Source organism: Kineothrix sp. MSJ-39 (genome assembly GCF_018917935.1).
Taxonomy (GTDB): Bacteria; Bacillota; Clostridia; order Lachnospirales; family Lachnospiraceae; genus CAG-194.
Genome location: NZ_JAHLPN010000002.1, coordinates 174,055 through 197,716 on the forward strand (window position 1 = coordinate 174,055; position 23,662 = coordinate 197,716).

Below are 23,662 nucleotides of genomic sequence, written 5' to 3' on the forward strand. Positions count from 1 at the left end.
TCAGTTGCCTATGAGTAACCATTCATATATACCGCTATGTAGCATCTGTAACGACCAAGATCCATATTGATCCATAATAACTAACTATGCATGGGCAATCTTTTTACCTCTTTGTTATATCTGCCGTCCTTCATCTGCCACCAAACAACATTCTCAGGAAACTGCCCGGTGAATGCTTCTGCAGCTTCTTCAGATCTGCCTGCGCAAAACGGATCTGATCGCCCGGCCCGGCCTGTGCCAGTATGGGAAGATCCTCCTGTATCACAGTGGCAATCTTTGCGTATCCACCCGTCGTCTGATGATCCGCCATCATAACAATCGGAAGCCCCGCTGTTGTGATCTGCACAGATCCAAATACAATGCCATCCGAGATGATATCTGTGTTACCCTCTGCTAACACCTTTTTACCTTCCAGACGGATGCCCATCCGGTCACTCTCCACGCTTACGGTATACGGCGTCTCCAGAAATGTCCTAACCCCTTCTTCTGTAAACATTTCCTTCTGCGGCCCTAAAATAACCCGCACCGTTTTCTCCCTCTCATAATCCATCTGGCTGACCGTCTTTTTGAGCAGTCTTTTCTGTTCTGCTTCGGAAAACTCTCTGACGCGGATTGGAATCGCATCCCCATTTTGCAGCTTTCTACCTTTAAAACCACCCAGCCCGCATTTCAAATTGGTAGATCTGCTCCCCATCACGCTTGGAACCTCTATCGTACCTGCAATGGCAAAATAGGCTCTCACACCGTTTTTCGCCATGCCAAAGCGAAGCCTGTGTCCTTTTTCGATCCGGTAAACACGCCCCCGCTCCACCGGTATGTTTCCGTCATAAACCGCCTGCATATCCGCTCCGGTATAGGCAGCACATACATCTTCCTCAAATACAAGCTCTGCTCCCATCAGCGTCATTTCCAAAACAGCTGCATCCGGTTCATTTGCCAGAAGAGAAACAAGCTGCGTGTATGCCAGCGTATCCATAACGCCGGAGGCCGTGATCCCATATTCCATATAACCGAATCTGCCTCTGTCCTGCACCGTCGTGAGCGGCCCTGCCTGTAAAATATGCATGCTCATACGATCACCTCGCTCTCTTTATGCAAACTCCGGCTGATAGACCTTATTTTTCACATCCTGTCTGATCAGCGCATATTCCTGCTCTGTCACAGAAACAAAACGGATGTATTCCCCCGCATGGCATAAAACGGGCGGATCATTTGTCTGATCGTAAAAGGAAAGCGGTGTACGCCCGATCAGTCTCCAGCCGCCCGGCGAATCCATCGGATATACGCCTGTCTGACTACCGCCGATTCCCACCGATCTTGCTGGGATCTTTGTCCGCGGAATGGAAAGTCTTGGCATATGGATCCGTTCATCCAGTCCGCCCAGATACACAAAACCGGGAAGAAATCCCAGCATATAGATCTTGTAGTCCACACTTTGATGGATCTGTATGATCTCTGCTTCACTCCGTCCAAGCTCCCTGCTCATCTCTCCAAGATCCGGTCCTTCTTCCCCGCCATAGTGACAGGGCACAATGCGGATCCGTTTCTTCTCCTGTGTTTCGGCTGTCTGCGCAGCGGAAAACTTCTTTATGACAGGCAGCAGCTTTTGATAGGTCGTTTTTCCCTGATCGTAAAAGATGAGCAGGCTCCGGTAAGTAGGAAGCACTTCTGTCACGCCTTTTGGATGTGCTGCCCTGATCTGTGCTGCCAGATATTGCACACGGTCATTTGTCTGCACATCGATCACATTATCAAACTCGCAAAGAACCGCCTGATCGCCCACCGGGCAGATACGCAATGAACTCATGGGATCACTTCCTCTCACTAAACGCGCAAAGGAGCATGCTTTCGCACACTCCTTCGCGGGAAATTTTCATATTATGATAGCAAACAGAAAGGGACAATGTGTCGACCACATCGTCCCTTGAATATGCTTCACATTATATCCGATTCTTTCTGTTTATGCAAGATTGACTTTGTTTTTTGTATATTTGCACATTCCTTTGCATACATATGCACATTATTCCGTTTGTAAGGCTACACTTTCCACACAGTTGTGCATCAGCATTGCGATCGTCATCGGCCCTACACCGCCCGGTACAGGTGTGATATAGCTGCAATGCCCGCTCACCCTCTCAAAATCAACATCCCCGCATAGTCCCTCTTCTCTTCTGTGGATCCCCACATCAATGACAACGGCTCCTTCTTTGACATATTCCTCCGTGATCATCTGTGGTTTTCCAATTGCTACGATCAGGATATCCGCACGCTTGCAGACGTCTTTTAAATCCTTTGTCTTTGAATGCGTGATCGTCACTGTCGCATTCTCACGCAGCATCAGAAGTGCCATCGGTTTTCCGACGATATTGCTTCTGCCGATGATGACACATTCCTTTCCGGCGATCTCAATACCGGATCTCTTTAGCAGCTCGATGATCCCCGCCGGTGTACACGATACAAAACCCGGCTGTCCGATACAGAGCGCACCAACACTCTGCGGATGGAAGCCGTCCACATCCTTTTTCGGGGAGATCGCACGGATCACCGCATTTTCATCGATATGCTCTGGCAGCGGAAGCTGTACCAGAATACCGTTGATCTCCTTTCGGTTATTTAACTCTTCTATTAAAGAAAGCAGCTCTTCCTGCGTTGTCTCCTCCGGAAGCTCAAAGCTCTCTGATTCCATGCCCGTATAAGCACAGGCTTTTTTCTTATTATTCACATATACGCTCGAAGCCGGATCATTGCCGACCTGTACGACCGCCAGTGTTACCGTAACGCCCTGCGCCTTCAGCGCAGCGACCTTTTCCTTTACTTCATCTTTGATCTGCTTGGAAATTGCCTTGCCATCTATAATATTCATAATTACCCTCCATTTCATATTTATAATCATGCAGTTGGATGGATTTGCATGTTTCACACCAGACCGCCCATAAAAAACGTCGGTACTTAGGGCACGTATTTTGTGCCCTTATGTATCCGCTACGTTTTTTAACGAGCGGAAGCGCGTCTGGCGGGGAATATACAAATTCATTCTATATATTGTTTAAAAAAGACCGGTAATCTTTCCGCTTTCATCCACATCAATTCCGAACGCCGCCGGCTGTTTCGGAAGGCCCGGCATTGTCATGACTGCGCCTGTCAGCACAACCACAAAGCCTGCACCTGCGGATACATAAGCTTCCCGGACTGTGATATCAAAATTCTCCGGTCTGCCTAAAAGCGACGGATCATCGGACAGGGAATACTGCGTCTTTGCCATACATACCGGCAGATCCCCGAAGCCAAGCTCTGTCAGCTTTGCAAGCTGCTTCTTTGCTGCGGCTGTATAGTTTACGCCCTTTGCACCGTAGATCTCTTTTGCGACTGTCTCAATCTTTTCTGTCAGCGGCAGTTCATCCGGATACAGCGGCTCAAAATGGCTTTCTTTTTCTTCCAGTGTCTTTAACACCTTCTCAGCTAAGGCAATACCGCCTTCGCCGCCCTTTTCCCAGACTTCGGAAATGGCAAATTCGCAGCCGCGTTCTTCACAGAACTGCTTCACATATGCGATCTCTGCCTCGCTGTCCGTAACAAAGGAATTCAGTGTCACAACAACAGGTACTTTATATTTCTGCAGGTTTTCGATATGCTTCTCCAGGTTGACGATACCTTTCTTCAGTGCTTCCACATTTTCTGCGGAAAGCTCTGCCTTCGGAACACCGCCATTATATTTCAGGGCACGGATCGTTGCGACCAGTACAACTGCATCCGGTTTCAGCCCTGCCTGTCTGCACTTGATGTCAAAGAACTTCTCTGCGCCGAGGTCTGCACCAAATCCCGCCTCTGTCACAACATAATCTGCCATGGAAAGCGCTGCGGTCGTTGCACGGACGCTGTTACAGCCGTGTGCGATATTGGCAAACGGACCGCCATGGACAAGCGCAGGGGTATGCTCCAGTGTCTGGATCACGTTTGGCAGGATGGCATCCTTTAAGAGTGCTGCCATTGCACCGACTGCCTGCAGGTCTTTCGCTGTTACAGGCTTCCCGTCCAGATCGTATGCCACGATGATCTTACCGAGGCGGTCTTTCAGATCTTCCAGATCCGTTGCCAGACAGAGGATCGCCATGATCTCGGAAGCAACCGTGATCACGAAATGGTCTTCCCTGACAAAACCGTCTGTTTTGCTGCCAAGTCCCACAACAACATTCCGCAGGACACGGTCATTCATATCCAGGCATCTCTTCCAGACGATCTGGCGTGTGTCGATGCGGAGCGCATTGCCCTGCTGGATATGGTTGTCCAGGAGTGCTGCGAGCAGGTTGTTTGCTGAAGTGATCGCATGGAAATCGCCTGTAAAGTGCAGGTTCAGATCTTCCATCGGAACAACCTGTGCATAGCCGCCGCCTGCTGCACCGCCTTTGATACCAAAGCACGGTCCAAGGGATGGCTCACGCAGTGCGATGACTGCCTTTTTCCCCAGCTTGCCGAAAGCCTGTCCGAGCCCGACACTTGTTGTCGTTTTGCCTTCTCCCGCAGGCGTCGGGTTGATCGCCGTTACAAGGATCAGTTTTCCTTTTTGATTTCCCTCTATCTTTTTCAAATATTCATTCGAGATCTTTGCTTTGTACTTTCCGTAAAGCTCCAGATCGTCTGCGGTCAGCCCGATCTCTTTAACTACCTCTGTGATAGGAAGCATCTGTGCTTCCTGTGCGATTTCAATGTCTGTTTTCATAGACGTCCCTCCTTGCATGGTTTCCTGCATCTTTATGTATGTGATAGGAAATTCCTATCACATACATAAAGGCGCATCCATATCAGATGTTCTGATACAGATACGCCTCTGTCTTTTCAACCTGAAAGATTTTGCTTCTTCGGTGCACCATTGCTCTCCAGAGTATCGTCCCAATCCGGTCCTTCTGCCTGAGAGTTTGTTGCGACTGCCCCTTCGGCGTTATGCCTGCAGCTTTCTTTCCTAAATAAAAGCCTGCATAATCTCTCCCGGATTTTTCTACCGATATCACTTATGTATTATGTGGCGAGTTTAACATCCCTGCTTTTTCCTGTCAACAGATTTCTTGTATAGACAAACACATGATTTTCTGTCGGAGTGCACAAATAAAGTCTTGAAACCTGATACAATTTTAAGCTTGCCCGAAGACGTATTTCATTGACAGAAAGCCAAAAAAAGCATACACTTTATCTAATAATCACTGACAAGACAGTGACCGTTTGCCGGGGCTGCATGATGGGACTGCCGCCCTGCGACATAAAGGAGAATACATGGAAAAACAAAAGATGACAAAAGAGGAAAAAAGCTGGATTTTGTATGATGTTGCAAACTCCGCGTTTATCATGACACTGACTGCCACGATTCCGATCTATTTCCGTGCACTGGCAACAGAAGCCGGTATCAGTGCCACTCATGCGACCTCCATCTGGGGAACCTGCACCTCGATCGCCATCCTGATCCTGGCACTGCTTTCTCCGATCCTTGGTGCCCTGGCTGATTACCAGAATATGAAAAAACGGATTTTCGTGATCTTCCTTGCCATCGGTATCGGCGGTGGTATCGCCTTTACGATCGCACCAAACTGGATCACCTTCCTTGTATTTTTCATTGTTTCGCGGATCGGTTATACCGCCTGCAATGTTTTCTATGATGCCATGCTGGTCGATGTGACGACGGATGAACGGATGGATCAGATTTCTTCCTTCGGTTATGCGTTTGGCTATATCGGAAGCTGTATTCCGTTTATTGCCGGTATTATACTGATCCTTGTCAAACCGTTTGGACTGACCACACTCCTTGCGACACAGATTTCCTTTGTGATCACGATCGTATGGTGGTTTTTACTGACAATCCCGCTTCTGAAAAATGTGAAGCAGACACATTACCTGCGGCCGAAGAAAAATATCGTCAAACACAGCTTCCGCAGGCTATATGTTACCTTCATGAAACTGAAAAAGAACAAAAGACTTCTTTATTATATATTAGGTTACTTCTTTTACATTGACGGTGTCTATACCATCATTTCCATGGCAACCAGCTATGGCGGTGAGGTCGGCATTGATTCCACGCAGATGATCCTGGCTCTTCTTCTGACACAGATCGTTGCTTTTCCATGTGCGATCTGGAGCGGCAAGCTTGCAGAGCGTTTTGGATCCATCAATGTCATTAAAGTATTTATCCTGATCTACTGCGGCATCTGCTTTTATGGCTATCTGCTTGACAGCGCACTCGACTTCTGGATCCTTGCAGTCCTTGTCGGTATGTGTCAGGGTGGTATTCAGGCACTTTCCCGTTCTTACTTCGGTAAGCTGATCCCCAAAAAAGAATCCAGTGAGTATTTTGGATTTTTTGATATATTTGGGAAATTTGCAGACTTCTTCGGACCTCTGCTCATTTCCCTGTGTGCCCTTATTTTCCATAGCTCCAGCTATGGTGTGCTGGCACTGATTGTCTTATTTTTGATCGGTTTTATACTGATCCAGAAATCAGAAAAATTAGCAAAAACAGAGGAGAAATAACATGGACAGACAAAATTTGACCCTCCTGACCGATTTATACGAATTGACGATGATGCAGGGCTACTTCAAACACAAAGATCGTAACGAAACGGTTATCTTTGATGCATTTTTCAGAAACAACCCTATGGACAGCGGCTATTCCATCATGGCAGGTCTTGAGCAGGTCATCCAGTATATTAAGGAGCTGAAATTCGAGCAGCAGGATATCGATTATCTGGCAAGCCTCGGTATTTTCCAGCAGGATTTTCTGGACTATCTGAAAGATTTCAAATTTACCGGTGATATTTATGCGATCCCGGAAGGCAGTATCATGTTCCCGCGTGAGCCAATGATCAAGGTCATTGCACCGATCATGCAGGCACAGCTTGTGGAAACAGCGATCTTAAATATCATCAACCACCAGAGTCTGATCGCCACCAAGACTTCCCGCGTCTGCTTTGCAGCCAGAGGAGACGGAATCATGGAGTTCGGTCTTCGCCGTGCGCAGGGACCGGATGCAGGTACCTACGGTGCAAGAGCAGCCATGATCGGCGGCTGTGTCGGTACTTCCAACGTACTGGCAGGACAGCTGTTTGATGTTCCGGTCAGCGGAACACACGCCCATAGCTGGATCATGAGCTTCCCGGACGAATACACAGCATTCAAAGCATATGCAGATATTTATCCGAATGCCTGCCTGCTTCTGGTAGATACTTACGATACGTTAAAATCAGGTGTTCCGAATGCGATCCGCGTCTTCAAAGAAATGAAAGAAGCCGGTATTCCGCTTACCAAATACGGAATCCGTCTTGACAGCGGTGATCTTGCTTACCTTTCCAAAAAAGCACGTAAGATGCTCGATGAAGCCGGTTTCCCGGATGCGATCATTTCCGCTTCCAACGATCTGGATGAGTTCCTGATCGACAGTCTGAAGGTACAGGGTGCAGCCATTACCTCCTGGGGTGTTGGTACACATCTGATCACAAGTAAGGACTGCCCATCCTTCGGCGGTGTATACAAACTGGCTGCTGTTATGGGAGAAAACGGAGAATTCATCCCGAAGATCAAGCTTTCTGAGAATACCGAGAAGGTAACAAATCCCGGTAATAAGAAAATTTATCGAATTTATGAAAAGGAAAGTGGTAAAATCAAAGCAGATCTCATTTGTCTTGCCGATGAGGTATTTGACGAAAATGAGCCAATGCTTTTATTTGATCCTTTAGAGCCATGGAAAAAAACAAAGCTTCCTGCAGGCAGCTATACCCTGCGTGAACTGATGGTTCCGGTTTTCTTAAACGGCGAATGTGTCTATGAATCTCCAAAGGTAATGGATATCCAGGCTTACTGCAAGAAAGAGCTGGAAACGCTCTGGCCGGAAACAAGAAGACTTGTCAATCCGCATAAGGTATATGTGGATCTTTCCGCAAAGCTGTATGATATCAAGATCGCGCTCCTTGATCAGATGAGTGCAGAATAAGCAAATAAAACGAAAGAGGTAAATGCTATGCTGAAAATTATTACAGATTCCGCTACGGATCTGCCAAAGGACTATGTGCAGGCGCATCATCTGCATGTGATCCCGACCCCGGTCGTTATTGATGAAGTTGACTATTTTGATGGTGCTACGATCCAGACAAAAGAATTTTATGATATTTTAGATGATATGAATCGCGATGTCCGCACCTATCATATCAATCCGGAAATGTTTGAAAATGCCTTTATGCCTTATGCAGAGGCAGGCGACAGCGTGATCTATCTGTGCTTCTCCACAGGGATCGCAGGTACTTTTAATGCCGCAAACATTGCCAGAAACAACGTACTGGAAAACTACCCGGACTTTGATCTGACGATCATCGACTCCAAATGCGCTTCCATCGGTTTCGGACTTCTTGTTTCCAAGCTTGTCACCATGCTGGAAAAGGGTGCTTCCAAAGAAGAGATCATAGAAGCGGCTGATTATTTTATCGATCATATCCATCATGTATTTACAGTCCGCACTTTAAACTACCTGATCAAGGGCGGCAGATTATCCAAGTTCTCCGGAACGATCGGTGAAACGCTGGACATCAAGCCAATCCTGATCGTAGACAAGAATGGTGCTCTGACCGTGATCCAGAAGGTGCGTGGACAAAAGAAGTCCTTTAAGACACTTGTGGAATATGTGAAGGAAAATGCTTATGATCCATCAAAGCAGACGATCGCGATCTGCCACGGCGAAGATGAAGCCGCACTCGGCTTTGTCAAAGAGCTTCTGGATAAAGAATGTAGTCCAAAAGATTACCTGATCACAACTGTTGGCTGTGCGATCGGTGCACACACAGGTCGTGGTATTGTCGGTATCTGCTTCTTTGATGCGGACAACGGAAAGTTCCAGAAGTATTTTGAGGATTAGGTTGTCAGATATTTTAATCTGTAGAATTGAAATATGAGATGATACTATATGAAATCAGGGCTGCTATATAGAAACGCAATCACGTTTGCCTACCCTGCGATTTGCCAGGAGCATATTTTGCACGAGCTCCAGCCGCCAAAAAGCGTGGCGGTCTCTCCGCTCGGCAAATGCTCCGCAAATCTCAGTCGGCTACACTATCGATTGCTTATTCTACATAGCAGCCCTGATTTACTTATCTATATTTTTTTGTTTATTTGTGTCTTTTTTGTATCCTTTATATTTCTTTGAGTTCGATTTTATCTAAGCTTCATACCAAATAGGTGAAATCTTTCAATATGGTGGAAACATAAAATACCTATAAATTATTTTTCGCCCTATAAGAACAAATCTGTCCTTATAGGGCGAATGTAATTTTCCTTGTTCAAATGTTTTTCGTCTTTTTATCAGAAAATTCATGGTTTCGTATGAATTATTCTTGTTGTTTTCCTGGAACTAACGAATATATCTTGAAATCCCGTCTCATTTCCTTATTTTTTTCGTCCAAATAACATATACAATGCGTCTTGAGATGAAGTTTTATCCGACAGGAAATTTTCGTTTCGCCCATATGCAGCAAATTTTACTTTCCGGACGAATCTTTTATGCCAACCACTAAAAATCCATATCTATTTCTTATAACAGACTGTTAAGAATGTCCTCTTACAGATTCTGCACAGCAGCAACAAATTCCTCTTCCGGGATCTTGGCATTTTCAACAGCTTTTCTGATCGCTTCCTGCATAACAGAAGCAGCAATTGTTCCGGCGACATTGATATCAACCTTTTCTGAGCCGATGGAAACCGCATAGATGCTGTCACCATCCGCCATAGTTCCAACAGGATTAATACATCTCGCATATGCATTTCTTGTCATACTTGCAATCTTATTCAGCTCGGCCTTGGAAAAAGCGGCATTTGTAAAAACTGCTCCGATCGTAGTATTTCCGGTAAACTGGTCATGTGGCACCAAACATTTACACATTTCTGCCACACTGTCAAGAGGCTGCTTTCTGTCTGCACTCAGAAGTCCGGCAAGTCTCTTTCCCGTCCCGGCCTCATAAATATCTCCCGCTGCATTTACAACAACGATCGCTCCGATCTGAAAACTGCCAATCTGGATACAATGCAGTCCCAGTCCTGCTTTCATAGACTGTCCCATGCCATACAGCTTACCTACCGTTGCACCACAGCCTGCTCCGATATTTCCCATTCCTGTGTCACAGCCGGCAAGTGCTTTTTCTGTTGCTTCTCTTCCCATCGCTGCATCCGGCCTAACCTTTGCACTTTTATAACCCAGATCATAAATACAGGACTGACAGACAAGCGGAACCAGCGCAGGCCCGGTCGGATATCCGATCCCATGCTCTTCCAGACATGTCATAACGCCATCTGAAACTGCAAGTCCATAGGCGGAACCACCTGACAATACAATCGCATTGATCGGATTATCTGCCGTCAAAGGACTTGTCAGTGGTGTTTCTCGGGAAGCAGGGCCTCCGCCGCTGATATCACAGCCTGCCTTTGCACCATCCGGAAAATACAGAACAGTCACGCCTGTTCCTGCATCCTGATTCTGGGCATGTCCGATGGAAATGCCCTTTATGTCTGTTACCTGAATTTCCTTGCTGTCTGTCATAGTTTGATTCTCCTTTTGCTCCGCAAATATGTGGCATGATGCGCGACATTTTTCGGGAACCTCAGCCCATGCATAATCACCTTCGGTGATGGGCTGAGGCTGCATCATGCATTCTTCGAATGCATGACATTTTCGGGAACCCCTCGCATGAGAATTCCCTGCGGGAATAGCTCGGGGCTACATCATGCATCTTTCAGATGCATGACATTTAGCGTTTGAGGGCTGCGAAAAGGGCACGTGAGATAATGGATGCCACAACAAAGCAGATCACCGCTTCAATGAGTCCCTGCATACCAACAAATGCGATTACAAATAAAAACGGATTGCTTACACCAAATGTACTTACCATGCCCTGAATGTACTCTGTGTTGTAGAAAAAGATACATAAAGAGGACATGAAAAGCAGTGTATTTAAGAGCGGGCAAGCCAGACTTGCTGCAAAATAAGAGAACTTTCTGGATGCGCCACCCTTGTACATTGCTTTGAAAAGCAGTCCTGAAAGCCAGCCTTCCAGAACACGCGGTACGATACATGTCACAACGGTTCCGACAGGACTGATGCTTAAAAGCATGGAAGAGAATGCGGATTCACCGGTCAGTGCCATATAAAAGCTTGTCAGACCAAATGCCAGTCCGCAGATCGCGCCACCGGTCGGTCCAAGCAGCACCGCACCGACAGCAACCGGTACTGTCAGAAGTGTGATGGATAATCCGGGTGTGCGGATATAACCAAGCGGTGTCAGCGACATGATGATAATGATCGCGATCATCAATGCAAGCTCCACCATAAATTTCGTGTCAAAGTTCTTTTTCTGTGTCATAACAAATCTCCTTTTTCTCTGATAAAGCGGCTATTGTCCCCTGCCTTTCAGAATTATTTTATTTTGGGGAATAAGTGTTATAGGGAAAAGTCCGGGAAACCCGGCAGATACACCAAACAGAATTGTCACTACCTTGCAAGTAGATGCCATAAGGTCATCTCTTATTTCACAGACGCTGCAGGCAATGCCTGCTTTTACTGTGTCTGCTCCATATTTCATATATGATATGTAAGATATTTTTCTTCTTGATGCATTTTCTTTCGAATAACGCTCAAGTGGTAAAATACCACATTTCATGCTCATTGTCAAAAGTTTTTGCCCCTTGCCATATATAAATGTGGGTTGAAACTAAAACAGAAACTAAGTATTTTCTTATTTGTTTTTGCCATGACTTTCTGTATGCCATTAGCGATGCCTCAGGGGTACAAATGGAGGCATATTCTGTAGAGGATAACGGTAAAGGGATATGCTTCAATGTCTTTGTCTATAATGTAAAACCCGGCTATAAGATCGACTATCTCGCGGGCGGTGTCACAAAAGGAAATAAGCGGATCAGTCAGTATATCATAGATGGTACATATACGAAAACTTTTGATGCCGCAAAGGTGAAGAAGAAAAACCAGTCCTTTAAAATAGGTTGCAAAGCTCCCGGTAAGATCACCTATGGCATATCTTCCGGCAGTCAGAAAATTTCCATCAGCCGTAACGGAAAAGTAACCGTTGAAAAAGGAACTGATTTCTACAAACCGAAAAAAATTCGAAAAACCATTAAGGTCATTGTCCATAAGGCATCAGATTCCGGAGATCACACAACCCCTGCGCCGGCTCCTTCCAATACTCCGTCACAGCCATCTGTATCGCCCACGGATCCGAATACAAATGTTACACCATCTACCCCCCGTTATATATTGAATACCAATACGAAAAAATTTCACTATCCTGACTGCAGAGAAGAGATCATTGCACAAGGCTACAGTCCTTGCGGAATTTGTAAACCATAACATGACATACAAAATCCCCGGTGTTTGCACCGGGGATTTTTTCACAAAAACTGTGCCATATAGACCGGAATACATTCCATATCTCCATCACGCATATAATCTTTTGTATAAAGCATGATTTTACGAATAATTTTAGATGAAAATTTTTGAGAAAATGCATCTATTGATGCATGACTCTTATATCCGGAGCTTTTTACCTCAATTGGGCATATCTTGTTCTTTTCAGTTATTAAAAAAACTATCTCATAATTATGTCGTGTTTTCGCATTCAAAAACGTATGATAGTACAGCTCATGTCCGTTTGTTGCCAGTGTCTGTGCGATCACATTTTCATAAAGATATCCCAGATTGGCTTGCAAAGTATCATTTAGTAAACGTGAATATATATCGTTTTCCGTAAAACTTCTGTCCTTAAATGCAAGTGTCACAAATAATCCAATGTCTGCAATAAAAAGTTTAAATCTTTCCAGATCTTTATTTTGTGCCATTCCAGCCCCCAGATCATTCGCATGATATGCTACAAGTACTGTCCCGGAATCCTTCAGTTCTGCAATCTGTTCCAAAATATCTCCCGCTCTGTTGCCGGATAGTACGCTTGATACCTGATACCTTGCAGCATTTCCCATAAGCTGAGCCGGAATCGCATCAAATAATGCTGAAATCTTTCCTGTTGAATCAATTTTTCTGAAATCGTCCTCGTATAGTGTAAGAATGTCCCTCTTTATTTCATCAACTTTTCTCAGATCATTCGTTTCTATATAACTTTCTACCGCCTGTGGCATACCGCCAACAAGCATATATAACCTGAAATCCCGTAACATCTTACGATTTGCCGCCTGCCCCAGTGGTCTTTTGGCATCATAAAACTGCTTTAACATTGTAACTGATATCGTATCCTCAAGAGCCCATCTGAATTCTTCATAATCCATTGGATACATATGAAGCTTTCTTTCCTCACTTGGAATTAAAATATCTTTTACATTTTTATGAATAGATATCAGAGATCCTGTTTCAATATAATCATATCTGCCGTCCTTGACCAATGCTTTTATTGCCTGCCTCGCTTTAGGGCATAATTGAACCTCATCAAAAACAATACAGGACTTTCTATCCTGCAGACTCGTCTGATAGGTAAGCTGTAGTTGTAAAAATATATAATTTAAATCTGAAAGGTCGTCAAATAACTGCTTTGTAGCAGAAGATGCTCTGTAAAAATCCACAATAATATAGCTTTCATATTCATTTTTTGCAAATTCTTCTACCACAGTGGATTTTCCCACACGTCTTGGACCTTCTATTAAAACAGCAGTTTTTCCATTCGATGTGTTTTTCCAGTGTAATAGCTGATCATATATTTTTCTTTTATACATATACAGAAATCTCCATTCTGCAAAATCGTTAATTTCATATTACTGTATTTTCGCAAAATCGTCAATTTTGTTTTGCTGTTTTCCTGCAAAATCGTTGATTTTATTTTGCAGTTTTTCCGCAAAATCGTCAATTTTGGTGTCATGTAAGATGTCATTCCGCCAAAACGACAGAATAAAGGGTTTGCCATAGCACATACAAAATCCCCGGTGTTTGCACCGGGGATTTTTCACTTCATCCACATCTATTGCTCCATCTGCCTGCCCAGAAAACCTGCGGCGGATAACACGAGCTTCTTTTCTACTTCGCCGAGTTTTTCCTTCTCATCACTTGCGGCAAGAATAACAGCGCCGATCACATCTCCTTCTGCCAGGATCGGAGCGGACACATACTGTGTAAGCTCCGGCAGCGGTTCACTTGCAATTTCAATAAAGTTCTTATCTGCCTTTGACAGATGCAGGATCTCACGGTCATTTAATTTCTCTTCCATTTTGTGGCTGATCGATTTTCCGAGCAGGTTTTTCAATCCGCCCGCTGCTGCAATAAACTGATCTCTGTCTGCGATGAGTGCGATCTTGCCGGAAACCTGTGCCAAGCTTTCCGCATACTGTTTGGCAAAAGTTGTCATTTCTCCGATCGGTGAATATTTTTTCAGGATGATCTCGCCTTCTCTATCGGTAAAAATTTCCAATGGATCGCTTTCGCGGATCCGTAAAGTTCTTCGGATCTCCTTTGGAATGACAATGCGCCCCAGATCATCTATTCTTCGTACAATACCTGTCGCTTTCAATACATTTTCCTCCAATTTCATATTTTAGCCAGAGCGCTTCACCACTCTTTTGCTATATATTAGATTTGGAGTTAGTATGTGGAAAACAACTGGAAATTATTCTATTTTTGAAACCCTTACTCCGCTTTCACCGCCCAGCGCATCTTGGTGGAGCGGGCGCGCGGGTTCAGACGGCATTCTTCGGCAGACGGCCGGATCACGTCCGCGGAGATTTCGGCGTAAACGCCCGCTTTTTTCAATTCCTTGAAAGCTTTCTTGACCAGCCGGTCTTCGCCGGAATGGAAGGTCAGGATCGCAACTCTTCCGCTGGGCTTTAAAATGCCATCTAGCTTTTCCAGAAAGCTGTAAAGCACCTCAAATTCGCTGTTTACGTCGATACGCAGTGCCTGAAAGGTGCGGGCGCAGGATTTTTTGACCGCTTCCTCCCGTTCTGCTTTGGGCAGACGGACAAGCGCCGCTTCCACGGCGTTTCTCAGATCCGTTGTCGTTTCTATCTTTTTCCCGGTCTTTAATCTGCCAAATACACTGGCGGCAATTTCCGCCGCATACGGTTCATCGGAATTTTCAATGAGCATTCCTTCAAATTCCTTCTGTGTGATCTGCAAAAGCCGCTCTGCCGCGCTGTCGCCGTGCAGCGGATCCAGCCGCAGATCCAGCGGACCTTCCGTTTTATAGGAAAAGCCGCGCTTCGGATCGTCAATCTGCATGGAAGAAACCCCAAGGTCTGCCAGTACAAAATCAAACTGCCCGAATTCCTCCGCCACCTTATCAATATTGGCAAAATTTGTCAGCCGGAACTGAAAGTTATCCTCGGAAAAGCCTGCTTCCCGCAGCCGTTTAACTGTTTTTTCCGATTCGATCGGATCAATGTCAAGCCCGACAAGCATTCCCTCTCCTTCCAGCTTTTCCAGCATCTTACGGGAATGTCCGCCATAGCCCAGCGTACAGTCCAGCCCCTGCTGCCCCGGTCTTATCTTCAGAAAATCCAGTATTTCTTTTACCATAATGGAAATATGCATGCCCGCGGGCGTCGATCCCTTTTCGATCACGTGTGCCACAGTATCTGCATACTTTTCAGGATCATGTTCTTTATATTTTTCCTCAAATTTCTTCGGATACTTACCCGCATAGCGGACACGGCGTTTGTGCACTTTTTCTTCCATACACTCTGTTTCCTTTCCCAGGTTATTTCTTTAGTATAAAAATAATGTGCCTTGGCACATTCTTGCGCCTGCGACATCTACATTGCACGCCGCAGTGCGCATTCTCGCGGAGCGTTTTTGTGTGGCAGAAACGAAGTTTCTTATTACACAAGAAGGGAGCACCTTTTGATGCTCCCTTATATTTTCATGATCACATTTTTATTGAATCTACATACTTCACAGCAGATACGCTGTTTATTAAGCAAGTGATTTACCTGTCAGCTTTTCGTAGCCTTCCAGATAAATGTCGATTGTCTTCTGTGCAACGTCCTCCGGTAATTTCCAGCCCTTTTCCGGATTGGCTTTCAGCCAGTCACGTGCAAACTGCTTGTCAAAGGATGGCTGTCCATGCCCCGGCTCATATACATCTGCAGGCCAGAAACGAGAGCTGTCCGGTGTCAGCATTTCATCACCGAGTACAACATTTCCGTTTTCATCCAGACCGAATTCAAACTTGGTATCTGCAATGATAATGCCTTTTGTCAGCGCATATTCTGCACACTTTTTGTAAAGAGCAATCGTATAATCTTTGATCTTCTTTGCATATTCTTCCCCTTTGCCCGGGAAATATTTCTCCAGATGGGCAATACTCTGCTCATAGGATATATTTTCATCATGATCACCGATCTCAGCTTTTGTGGAAGGTGTGTAAATAGGCTCAGGCAGCTTATCGGATTCCTTCAGGCCTTCCGGAAGCCTGATACCGCAGACTGTACCATCCTTCTGGTAGCTTGCCCAGCCACTGCCTGTGATGTATCCACGTACGATACACTCAACCGGAATCATCTGCAGCTTTCTGCACATCATGCTGTTACCATCAAATTTTTCCTGCTGAAAAAATTCAGGCATATCTTTTACATCAACGGAAATCATGTGGTTAGGAATGATATCTTCTGTCATATCAAACCAGAATTTAGACATCTGCGTCAGAACTGTTCCCTTTTTGGAAATCACATTGTCCAGAATCACATCGAAACAACTGATACGGTCTGTCGCTACCATGATCAGGCTGTCTCCATTGTCATAAATCTCGCGTACTTTACCTTCTTTGATCGGCTTTAATTCCTGCATCTTTTTTCTCCTTGTTCTTTTGACCTGTCAGGTCATTTTATTGTGGATCCAAATGCATCCTATATCTGTGTAACACTTTTTATAGTTTGTTGTCAAGCCTTGTGGGGAAACTATTCCCAAAAGGACAGAAAAAAAGAAACCAGACTGAAAACCGGTTTCTTTTTTGGTACTGTTTCGTAAATATTCATCTGTATCTCTTTGCATATTCACTGTAACATACCGGTTATATAATTAAAAATACATATTATAGATGTATAACTATACCTTCCAGATATAACACGTGAACACAGTATCATATCTGCTCTCTTTACTCCTCATTACCTTATCGCTCCACTCTGTCGAAACATCCTGTCGATCATTACCTGTCAGACCGTGATCTTCTATATCCCTCTACACAGATGCGGCCTCATTCTTCCGCAGACATTTTGCCAGCTCATGCCGCAGTGCTTCCACCTTGATCGGTTTGGCAATATGCCCGCTCATGCCTGCCTGTGCGGCCGCACGCTTATCTTCCTCAAAAGCATTGGCTGTCAGTGCAATGATCGGAATCTCTCTGCAATAGTCACTGTCTATCCGGCGGATCTGTCTCGTCGCCTCATAGCCGTCCATCTTTGGCATCTGGATATCCATCAGCACAAGATCGTAATAGCCCGGCTGTGACCACTTGAGCATTTCAACCACCATATTTCCGTCATCTGCCTCTTCCACGGTAAATCCTTCCTCCTCTAAGATATCACTGGCAATCTCCCGGTTCAGTACGTTATCCTCCACTAACAATATACGTTTCCCCGCAAAATCGAATATCGTCATTTCTTTCTGCTTCTGCTCTTTCAGATCCTGCATGGAACCAACCGGCAGAGCAACTGTAAGGCGGAATGTAGTTCCCTTTCCCTTTTCACTTTCACAGCTGATACTGCCACCCATCTGCCGGATCAGCTTCTGCGTGATCGCAAGCCCCAGACCTGTTCCCTGCGTATTTGATATCGTGTTATTATGTTCCCGCTCAAATGCATCAAAAACAATGGATACAAACTCCGGACTCATGCCAATGCCCGTATCACTGACACTTGCCTCATAAGTAGCCAGTCCGTTTGTCTGATCCAGCTGTCTGATCGCGTAAGAGATCGTTCCACCTTCCGGTGTATATTTGATCGCATTACTGATCAGATTCAGTTCGATCTGATTCATGCGCAGCAGGTCATAATATGCTACCTCATTGTCCACATCTACAGAAGTGAGGAATCGCAGCTTCTTTCTGCTGAGGTCCGCCTGAAAAATATGCTGCATATTGGCAACTTCTGTCGGAATATGATGCGGCTCTATGACAAGCTCTGCTTTACCGCTTTCGATCCTTGCCATATCCAGCACATTATTGATCAGCTTCAGCAGATGTTCGCCCGATATATTCAGCTTCTTGAGACAATCCAGTACTTTTTCAGGTTCATGGATATGCTTCTCTGCCATAGCGGAAAATCCCATGATCGCATTCATTGGTGTCCGGATATCGTGAGACATATTAAATAAGAAGATACTCTTTGCCTTATTGGCACTTTCCGCTGCTTCCTTTGTCTTCTCCAGCTCCAGTGTCATCTGGATCTCTTCATCAATACAACGTGACATGGAAATACTGCACAGATCACCGGATGCATTTTCCATCAGGATATTCCGGATCTCCATCCAGTGCAGAAGTCCATCATCTGCCAGCTGTCTGATACGAAGCGACAGTTCCCGCTTTCCCTTCTGATACGCATCCATCTGCGCCGTGCGGCTCATCTCTCCCATCAGCTTCCGGTAATCCTCTTCTATAATGACCGTTGACTGCAGACTTTCCATGATCTCATCCATCGTCTTTTCTTCCATCTTGCCCTTTTTGACGATGCCCTGATTGTACACGGTTTTTGCATGGTTCTTCGACAGATTGACTTCCAGAATATAAGGATATACCTTACTGGCAGCGGACACGATCAGATCCATGCTTGTCTGCTGCTTTACCTTTTCCTTTGTCAGTTCCGTAATGTCTCTGGTACTGATCAGCAGATGCGCTCCGGACGGATCATCTTTGGAAATGGTGAATTTTCCCTGCAGTCTGCGCTGCTCGCCGTCTATCACCGCATCATATTCCATATAGTAATTTTTCTGGTGCGAGAGCAGTTCTTTCAGCACAGGGAGCTTTGTCTCTTCCATGAACTGTGCTCTGTCATTTTCGCATACATAAGTGTTTGCATATGCTTCAATGCAATGCGCATAAGTATAATCGCCGTCCGCCCAGTCACCCAGTTTGATCTCCTTGTCCATCCGGTACTGCTTCTCTGTTTCCGTCGTCAGATCCACATCGATCAGACAGATCAGATCATCCGTTACATCCTGCAGCAGAGCAATAAATTTATTCCGATCCAGATTTTCCTTCTCCAGAATTCTCTTTCGTCTTAGTGAAACAAACAGCTGGAATGCAAAGAACAACATAACGATAACAAGCAGTCCCATGGCAAACACTTCATCCTGATTCACCTGTTTTACAAGCAATTTTGCTGCTTTGGGTGGAAAATTCTGCATGAGCTGCCAGTCAGTTCCTTCGATCGGAAGCGTGTTACCCACAGAAGCACCGACAGAATCCTGAAAATTGTATGTTGCGGTTTCTCCTGCAGAGACCGCATGCTTCACTTTTTCCCTGTCAGACTCTTTGATCCCGGCTATCAGTCCCTCGATACTGATCACCCGTTTGCCATAATCTGCTGTAAATCTGCCCAGTATCGTGCCTTCCCGGTCCACGATCACCGTATCTGCCGGATAGCCGTAAAGCTCTGTTTTCAGAAGATCTCCCACGGTCTTTTCCTGCAAAAAGCCGACCAGAACACCATTGATCTTTCCCTGATAATGCACAGGCGCATAAAAGCCGACCAGTGTTTCGCCGCTGACACGGGATTCCAGCACGCCCGCGATCCCGATTTCCCCGGCAATTCCATGTATATAATAGGCTCTGTCCTTTACATTTGTCAGATACCCTTCCGTTGTATAATCCTCGCCTCTCTGGTCCACAAAACGGACATAGTCAAAATCAGACAGATCCTCCAGCGATTTCAGCAGTGTGATATCCACATCCCCTGATTCCGCTTTGGCTTCATAAAGCAGCGACAGCCCTTCAATGGCATTCTTTTTATCCTCAAATATATCACTGATATGCTGTGCTGTTCTGCCAGACAGTTCTTCCGTATACTGTCTGACCTGCTGCATCTGTCTTGCAAAATTTTCCCTGTGTGTCAGAAGCAGCAGCACCCATAGGAGCACAAACAACAGCACAATATTGGATACAAGATGTACCAGTAATCGATTTTCTTTCTTCATAGACAGTTCTCCCTCTTATCTGTCACCTGATATGGCAGGGCAGGTAATGCATACGCAGTCTGCCCCATAAGCCCATTTCCCTCCGTGCTTCATAAAGCTGCTCTGAAAACAGTGTCAGCATTCTTCTCTCATATGGCGCAAGCTGTTCCTCTCCGTAAACAGCTTTTTCTATCACTTCAGTTACTTTACAATAACTTCCTTCGGGCATTTTCCACTTTTCATGCAGAATATGGTCTGCTTCTTCTGTCCGATAGCCCGGTCTTGTGTCAATTTCATAGATCTGCAGGATCCTGTCGATCGTCCGGATCAGAAAAAGTGTCTTCGCCTCCGGCGAAAGTTTTTTATATTTTCTTTCAATTCTGCAGACACACCGGAGATAATACAGTTCACCCAAAGCAACAATAAATAGCAGCAGCAGCGGAACAAGTAAGATATGCGCAACTACAATTTCTGTCGGCTTCTTCGTTCCTCTCTGTTCATCACTGGCAGTTCCCTGATCTGTCATATTATCAATCTGATCCCCATAAGAGTCATCTTCTTCATTTCCCGCCGTCTGACTGACATTCTGCGGCTTCTGTACCATCTGCAGAAGTGTATAAGTATCATAATAAAAACCGGGTGTGACATCGATCGGGACAAATCCCACACCATCCAGATATACTTCCACCCAGGCATGTGCATTCTGTTCCGTTACAACAATCTCCGCATCTCCCGCTTCTTCCGCCATCTGCTGCGAAACCAGATAACCCTCCACATATCTTGCGGGGATCCCCGCTGCCCGGTAAGCAAGCACTGCTGCGGAAGCAAATAACACAGCATTCCCCTGATGTCCTTTGTTTAAAAACCATGTGACCGGATCTGTGCCCTGCGGGATTTCCGGTTTTTCCATATAAGATGCCCTCTGTGTCAGAACCTCACGGATCCTTTGCGTAATATCATATATCGTTTCATCCTGCGAAAGGAAATCATCCTGATAGAAAATATCATCCAGAAGCTGTTCCATCTGCGGACCCAGTTCCAAATAGTTATCATAGACAAACCGTGCATAGACATTTTCCGCTTCTGCATATAACTCCTGTTTTTCCGTATGTGGTGATTGCAGCCAGTTTTTTGCATATAACAGTTCGCCCGGTCTTGTATCCGACCACTCTGCATATTGATATTGTCTGCTGCCTGTCAGCAGATCGGAAACATAATTGGTATCCCTGTTTTCTTTTACACCGATGAGTGGCAGGGCAGCGGCAGAGTATGGCATATAGACATAATGCCTGTCCGCTCCGGTATTGTGGATCCTGATCTCATTTTTCCGGATCTGGGAATCGGACTCCAGCCTTACATAGGATGCATACTGATTCTGCGGGATAAAAGACATATCCGCAAGCCACTTCAACATACCGCTCCGCTCTCCTTTATAAGCAGATTTCGGAAGCTGCGTAAACTTGCCGTCCTGATATCTGCTGCCAACAAAGCCCTTTAAATAAAGTGTTTTTTTCTGTGCTGTTTTTACACGAAGCACTTCCTTTTTCCCGCTCAAAAGCTGCCCCGCCATTTCCAGATCACCTTCGGGTAATGTATCTTTTCCATACACCAGATCTTCTGTTGCCTGTATGGTATGTTCTTTTGCCTGCATCACCGAAGTAACCGGCTGATCCCCCACGATAAAAGAAACTGCCAGCACTGTAATGCCAACCCCAAGCAGCCAGCCAAATCTTCTATTGCTTGCTTTTGTCCGGATCTGTGAAAGCCATATGCCGGCAAAACCGATCAGAAAAGCAGCACATCCAACAGCCGAAAAGCGATCCAACACAAGTCCTGCCGCCATACAGATAAGCGGAAGCAAACCTGAAATGATCAGGCTTTTCTTATGCAGCTGCTGCCAGAAAAAGATCGTTGCCAGTATCAGAACCGCCAGACAGAACAGATCGATATCCCAGTCCGTGATCTGCTGCTGCATGGCAAGTGCGATCGCATCCTCATACTTGATGTTCCACCAGCTGAGCATATAATTGATCAGTCCGAAAAATCCCAGATAGAAGTGTCTGATCCCCGCCGCCAGACATCCGATCAGGACAAGCAGAAAGAAGAACAGACTACTGTCCTTTTGTATCAGATAAAAGCGCAATACAAAAATAAGATCCACTACCGTTGCTGCCAGAAACAGAATTGTCAGCTCCCCTGTCTGTCGCTCGGTAAAAACAGACAGAAACAGGAGCAGACCCGTCTGCAGAAACAAAAGCAGAAGCATATCCCAGAGCGCAGCATATGCCTTTTTTTCCGTCTCTTCCTGATATATGATTTTCATCTTGGTTCTTGTATTATCGCTCATACCATTTCCTTTATATTTCGATGTGATGTGCCTTATCCAGTTCTTTCTGTGGGATTTCCGTCAGGATGCTTTTCCCCTTCCGGATCGTGGAGATCTTCTCTGCATCCGAAATGCAGAAAGCAGTCAGCTCCGTCTCCTCCGCCAGACTATAGAGCACATCTGAAAAAGCACCGCCGCATATATAATAAATCTTTGAAAAGTGATCCGACAGATGATGCATCCTGAAATAAGAAAGGACACCGCCTGTCTGCTTTGGCAGAGAAACACCCATGCTGGTCTGCACAAGCTGTTCCAGCGTATGCATATGATCCAGTTCCTTACAGACAAAGCTTTCCTTCATAAACATAGCCACATAATGCGGTTTTTTCAGTTCCAGAAGCTTTTCGCTGAAGGTCATTGCAAAGTCGAAAACACCTGCGATCGCACCTTCTCCGCAATCCTCATTCTCCTGCTTCAGACCGATATCAAACAGGACTACCGTATCATAATGGGAAGAATACCCCGGCTCTTTGACCAGAATCTGATCCATTTTACCGGAAAGCTTCCAGTGAATAGATCGCACATCGTCTCCGGGCTGATATTCCCTGATGTCGAAAACTTCGCTGCGGTCATTTCCTTTTTTTCTGTAGTCAAACTGTTCCCTTTCCTGTCTGCCTGATAAGACCTTGCTATCAAGCAGCTGCAGGGGAATATGTCTGGGTACAACTGTTACGATCTGCTCCGTCATAGGCTGCAGATGCACACTGTTTACGCCAAAAATATCGTAGCATACGATCTCCTTACAGATAATATGCTCTTCCCCACAGGAAATCGGCTGAAAATCCACTTCATATTTTCTTTTATATTGTGTACTTGAAATATTCAGTTCCTGTACGATCACTCTGTCATAAAGCGTATTGTGAAATTCGATCACAACGCGGATCGTTCCGGTCGCAATAAACGGTATTTTACCATCTAATTCAAAATACATCGGACAGGACTCTCCCGCAACGCATCCGCGCGCTACCTGCATCTTCGGTCTGATCTGCTGCATCTCCAGCTGCATCATGATATGCAGGATAACGGGCAGAAGCAGTTCCATGACAGACAACGCCAGCAGATAACGGTTTCCGCTGCAAAAGAGCGCAAGAAGCGTGATCCCTGTCAGGATCAGATAACATATACGATATTTTTTCATAAAATAC

18 protein-coding genes, 1 pseudogene and 2 riboswitches are annotated in these 23,662 nt (G+C 45.4%); of the genes and pseudogenes, 4 read left to right on the forward strand and 15 right to left on the reverse strand.

Annotation, left to right across the window (positions count from 1 at the left end; translation table 11 throughout):
* Positions 1-130 precede the first annotated feature (130 nt).
* The 4 genes from KQI22_RS02370 to KQI22_RS02385 form a co-directional block, all read right to left on the reverse strand.
* On the reverse strand, positions 131-1,072 hold the full coding sequence (locus KQI22_RS02370; RefSeq protein WP_216550479.1) for a biotin-dependent carboxyltransferase family protein: 942 nt from the start codon (positions 1,070-1,072) through the stop codon (positions 131-133).
* An 18-nt stretch (positions 1,073-1,090) separates the two neighbouring features.
* A complete protein-coding gene (gene pxpB, locus KQI22_RS02375; protein WP_216550480.1) occupies positions 1,091-1,807 on the reverse strand; it encodes a 5-oxoprolinase subunit PxpB in 717 nt (238 codons plus the stop codon).
* 213 nt (positions 1,808-2,020) lie between these two features.
* Positions 2,021-2,866, reverse strand: coding sequence for a bifunctional methylenetetrahydrofolate dehydrogenase/methenyltetrahydrofolate cyclohydrolase FolD (gene folD / locus KQI22_RS02380; protein ID WP_216550616.1), 846 nt, complete (start codon positions 2,864-2,866; stop codon positions 2,021-2,023).
* A 180-nt stretch (positions 2,867-3,046) separates the two neighbouring features.
* A complete protein-coding gene (locus tag KQI22_RS02385; protein WP_216550481.1) occupies positions 3,047-4,717 on the reverse strand; it encodes a formate--tetrahydrofolate ligase in 1,671 nt (556 codons plus the stop codon).
* Between the two features lie 106 nt (positions 4,718-4,823).
* Positions 4,824-4,880, reverse strand: a riboswitch (glycine riboswitch).
* Positions 4,881-4,883: 3 nt separating this feature from the next.
* A riboswitch (glycine riboswitch) is annotated at positions 4,884-4,996 on the reverse strand.
* Positions 4,997-5,265: 269 nt separating this feature from the next.
* On the opposite strand from KQI22_RS02385, the gene KQI22_RS02390 reads away from it, so the two are divergent.
* From KQI22_RS02390 to KQI22_RS02400, 3 genes are read left to right on the forward strand one after another with little or no spacing between them, the layout of a single operon-like run.
* Positions 5,266-6,513: an MFS transporter gene (locus tag KQI22_RS02390; RefSeq protein ID WP_216550482.1), complete on the forward strand. Its 1,248-nt coding sequence runs from the start codon at positions 5,266-5,268 to the stop codon at positions 6,511-6,513.
* A 1-nt stretch (position 6,514) separates the two neighbouring features.
* Complete coding sequence (locus KQI22_RS02395; protein ID WP_216550483.1) at positions 6,515-7,969, forward strand: nicotinate phosphoribosyltransferase; 1,455 nt, start codon at positions 6,515-6,517, stop codon at positions 7,967-7,969.
* A 27-nt stretch (positions 7,970-7,996) separates the two neighbouring features.
* The gene (locus tag KQI22_RS02400; RefSeq protein ID WP_216550484.1) at positions 7,997-8,884 is read left to right on the forward strand and encodes a DegV family protein; all 888 of its coding nucleotides are present in this window, start codon (positions 7,997-7,999) and stop codon (positions 8,882-8,884) included.
* Positions 8,885-9,583: 699 nt separating this feature from the next.
* On the opposite strand, the gene KQI22_RS02405 is transcribed toward KQI22_RS02400, so the two are convergent.
* The 3 genes from KQI22_RS02405 to KQI22_RS02415 all read right to left on the reverse strand — a co-directional run bounded on the left by KQI22_RS02405 (position 9,584) and on the right by KQI22_RS02415 (position 11,681).
* Positions 9,584-10,558, reverse strand: coding sequence for a P1 family peptidase (locus KQI22_RS02405; RefSeq protein ID WP_216550485.1), 975 nt, complete (start codon positions 10,556-10,558; stop codon positions 9,584-9,586).
* Positions 10,559-10,766: 208 nt separating this feature from the next.
* Entirely contained in the window at positions 10,767-11,378 is a 612-nt protein-coding gene (locus KQI22_RS02410) for an ECF transporter S component (protein ID WP_216550486.1), read from the reverse strand.
* Between the two features lie 30 nt (positions 11,379-11,408).
* On the reverse strand, positions 11,409-11,681 hold the full coding sequence (locus KQI22_RS02415; RefSeq protein WP_216550487.1) for a hypothetical protein: 273 nt from the start codon (positions 11,679-11,681) through the stop codon (positions 11,409-11,411).
* 125 nt (positions 11,682-11,806) lie between these two features.
* Between KQI22_RS02415 and KQI22_RS02420 the strand changes: the two genes are divergently transcribed.
* Complete coding sequence (locus KQI22_RS02420; protein WP_216550628.1) at positions 11,807-12,379, forward strand: hypothetical protein; 573 nt, start codon at positions 11,807-11,809, stop codon at positions 12,377-12,379.
* A 41-nt stretch (positions 12,380-12,420) separates the two neighbouring features.
* Here KQI22_RS02420 and KQI22_RS02425 read toward each other — a convergent pair whose 3' ends face one another.
* The 8 genes and pseudogenes from KQI22_RS02425 to KQI22_RS02460 form a co-directional block, all read right to left on the reverse strand.
* Complete coding sequence (locus KQI22_RS02425) at positions 12,421-13,749, reverse strand: ATP-binding protein (RefSeq protein ID WP_216550488.1); 1,329 nt, start codon at positions 13,747-13,749, stop codon at positions 12,421-12,423.
* A 39-nt stretch (positions 13,750-13,788) separates the two neighbouring features.
* A complete protein-coding gene (locus KQI22_RS02430) occupies positions 13,789-13,989 on the reverse strand; it encodes a hypothetical protein (protein WP_216550489.1) in 201 nt (66 codons plus the stop codon).
* A gap of 2 nt (positions 13,990-13,991) precedes the next feature.
* Positions 13,992-14,537 carry a stage V sporulation protein T gene (gene spoVT / locus KQI22_RS02435; RefSeq protein WP_305854756.1) on the reverse strand — a complete coding sequence of 182 codons (546 nt, stop codon included), beginning with the start codon at positions 14,535-14,537 and terminating at the stop codon, positions 13,992-13,994.
* Between the two features lie 116 nt (positions 14,538-14,653).
* A complete protein-coding gene (gene rsmH / locus KQI22_RS02440) occupies positions 14,654-15,700 on the reverse strand; it encodes a 16S rRNA (cytosine(1402)-N(4))-methyltransferase RsmH (protein ID WP_216550491.1) in 1,047 nt (348 codons plus the stop codon).
* A 237-nt stretch (positions 15,701-15,937) separates the two neighbouring features.
* Positions 15,938-16,825 (reverse strand): annotated as a pseudogene (locus KQI22_RS02445) (phosphoribosylaminoimidazolesuccinocarboxamide synthase); the annotation flags it as partial.
* 375 nt (positions 16,826-17,200) lie between these two features.
* Positions 17,201-20,152: a hybrid sensor histidine kinase/response regulator gene (locus KQI22_RS02450; protein ID WP_216550493.1), complete on the reverse strand. Its 2,952-nt coding sequence runs from the start codon at positions 20,150-20,152 to the stop codon at positions 17,201-17,203.
* A gap of 22 nt (positions 20,153-20,174) precedes the next feature.
* Entirely contained in the window at positions 20,175-22,478 is a 2,304-nt protein-coding gene (locus KQI22_RS02455) for a transglutaminase domain-containing protein (RefSeq protein ID WP_216550494.1), read from the reverse strand.
* 10 nt (positions 22,479-22,488) lie between these two features.
* Positions 22,489-23,655, reverse strand: a complete 1,167-nt coding sequence (locus tag KQI22_RS02460) for a DUF58 domain-containing protein (RefSeq protein ID WP_216550495.1) — start codon at positions 23,653-23,655, stop codon at positions 22,489-22,491.
* Positions 23,656-23,662: the final 7 nt, after the last annotated feature.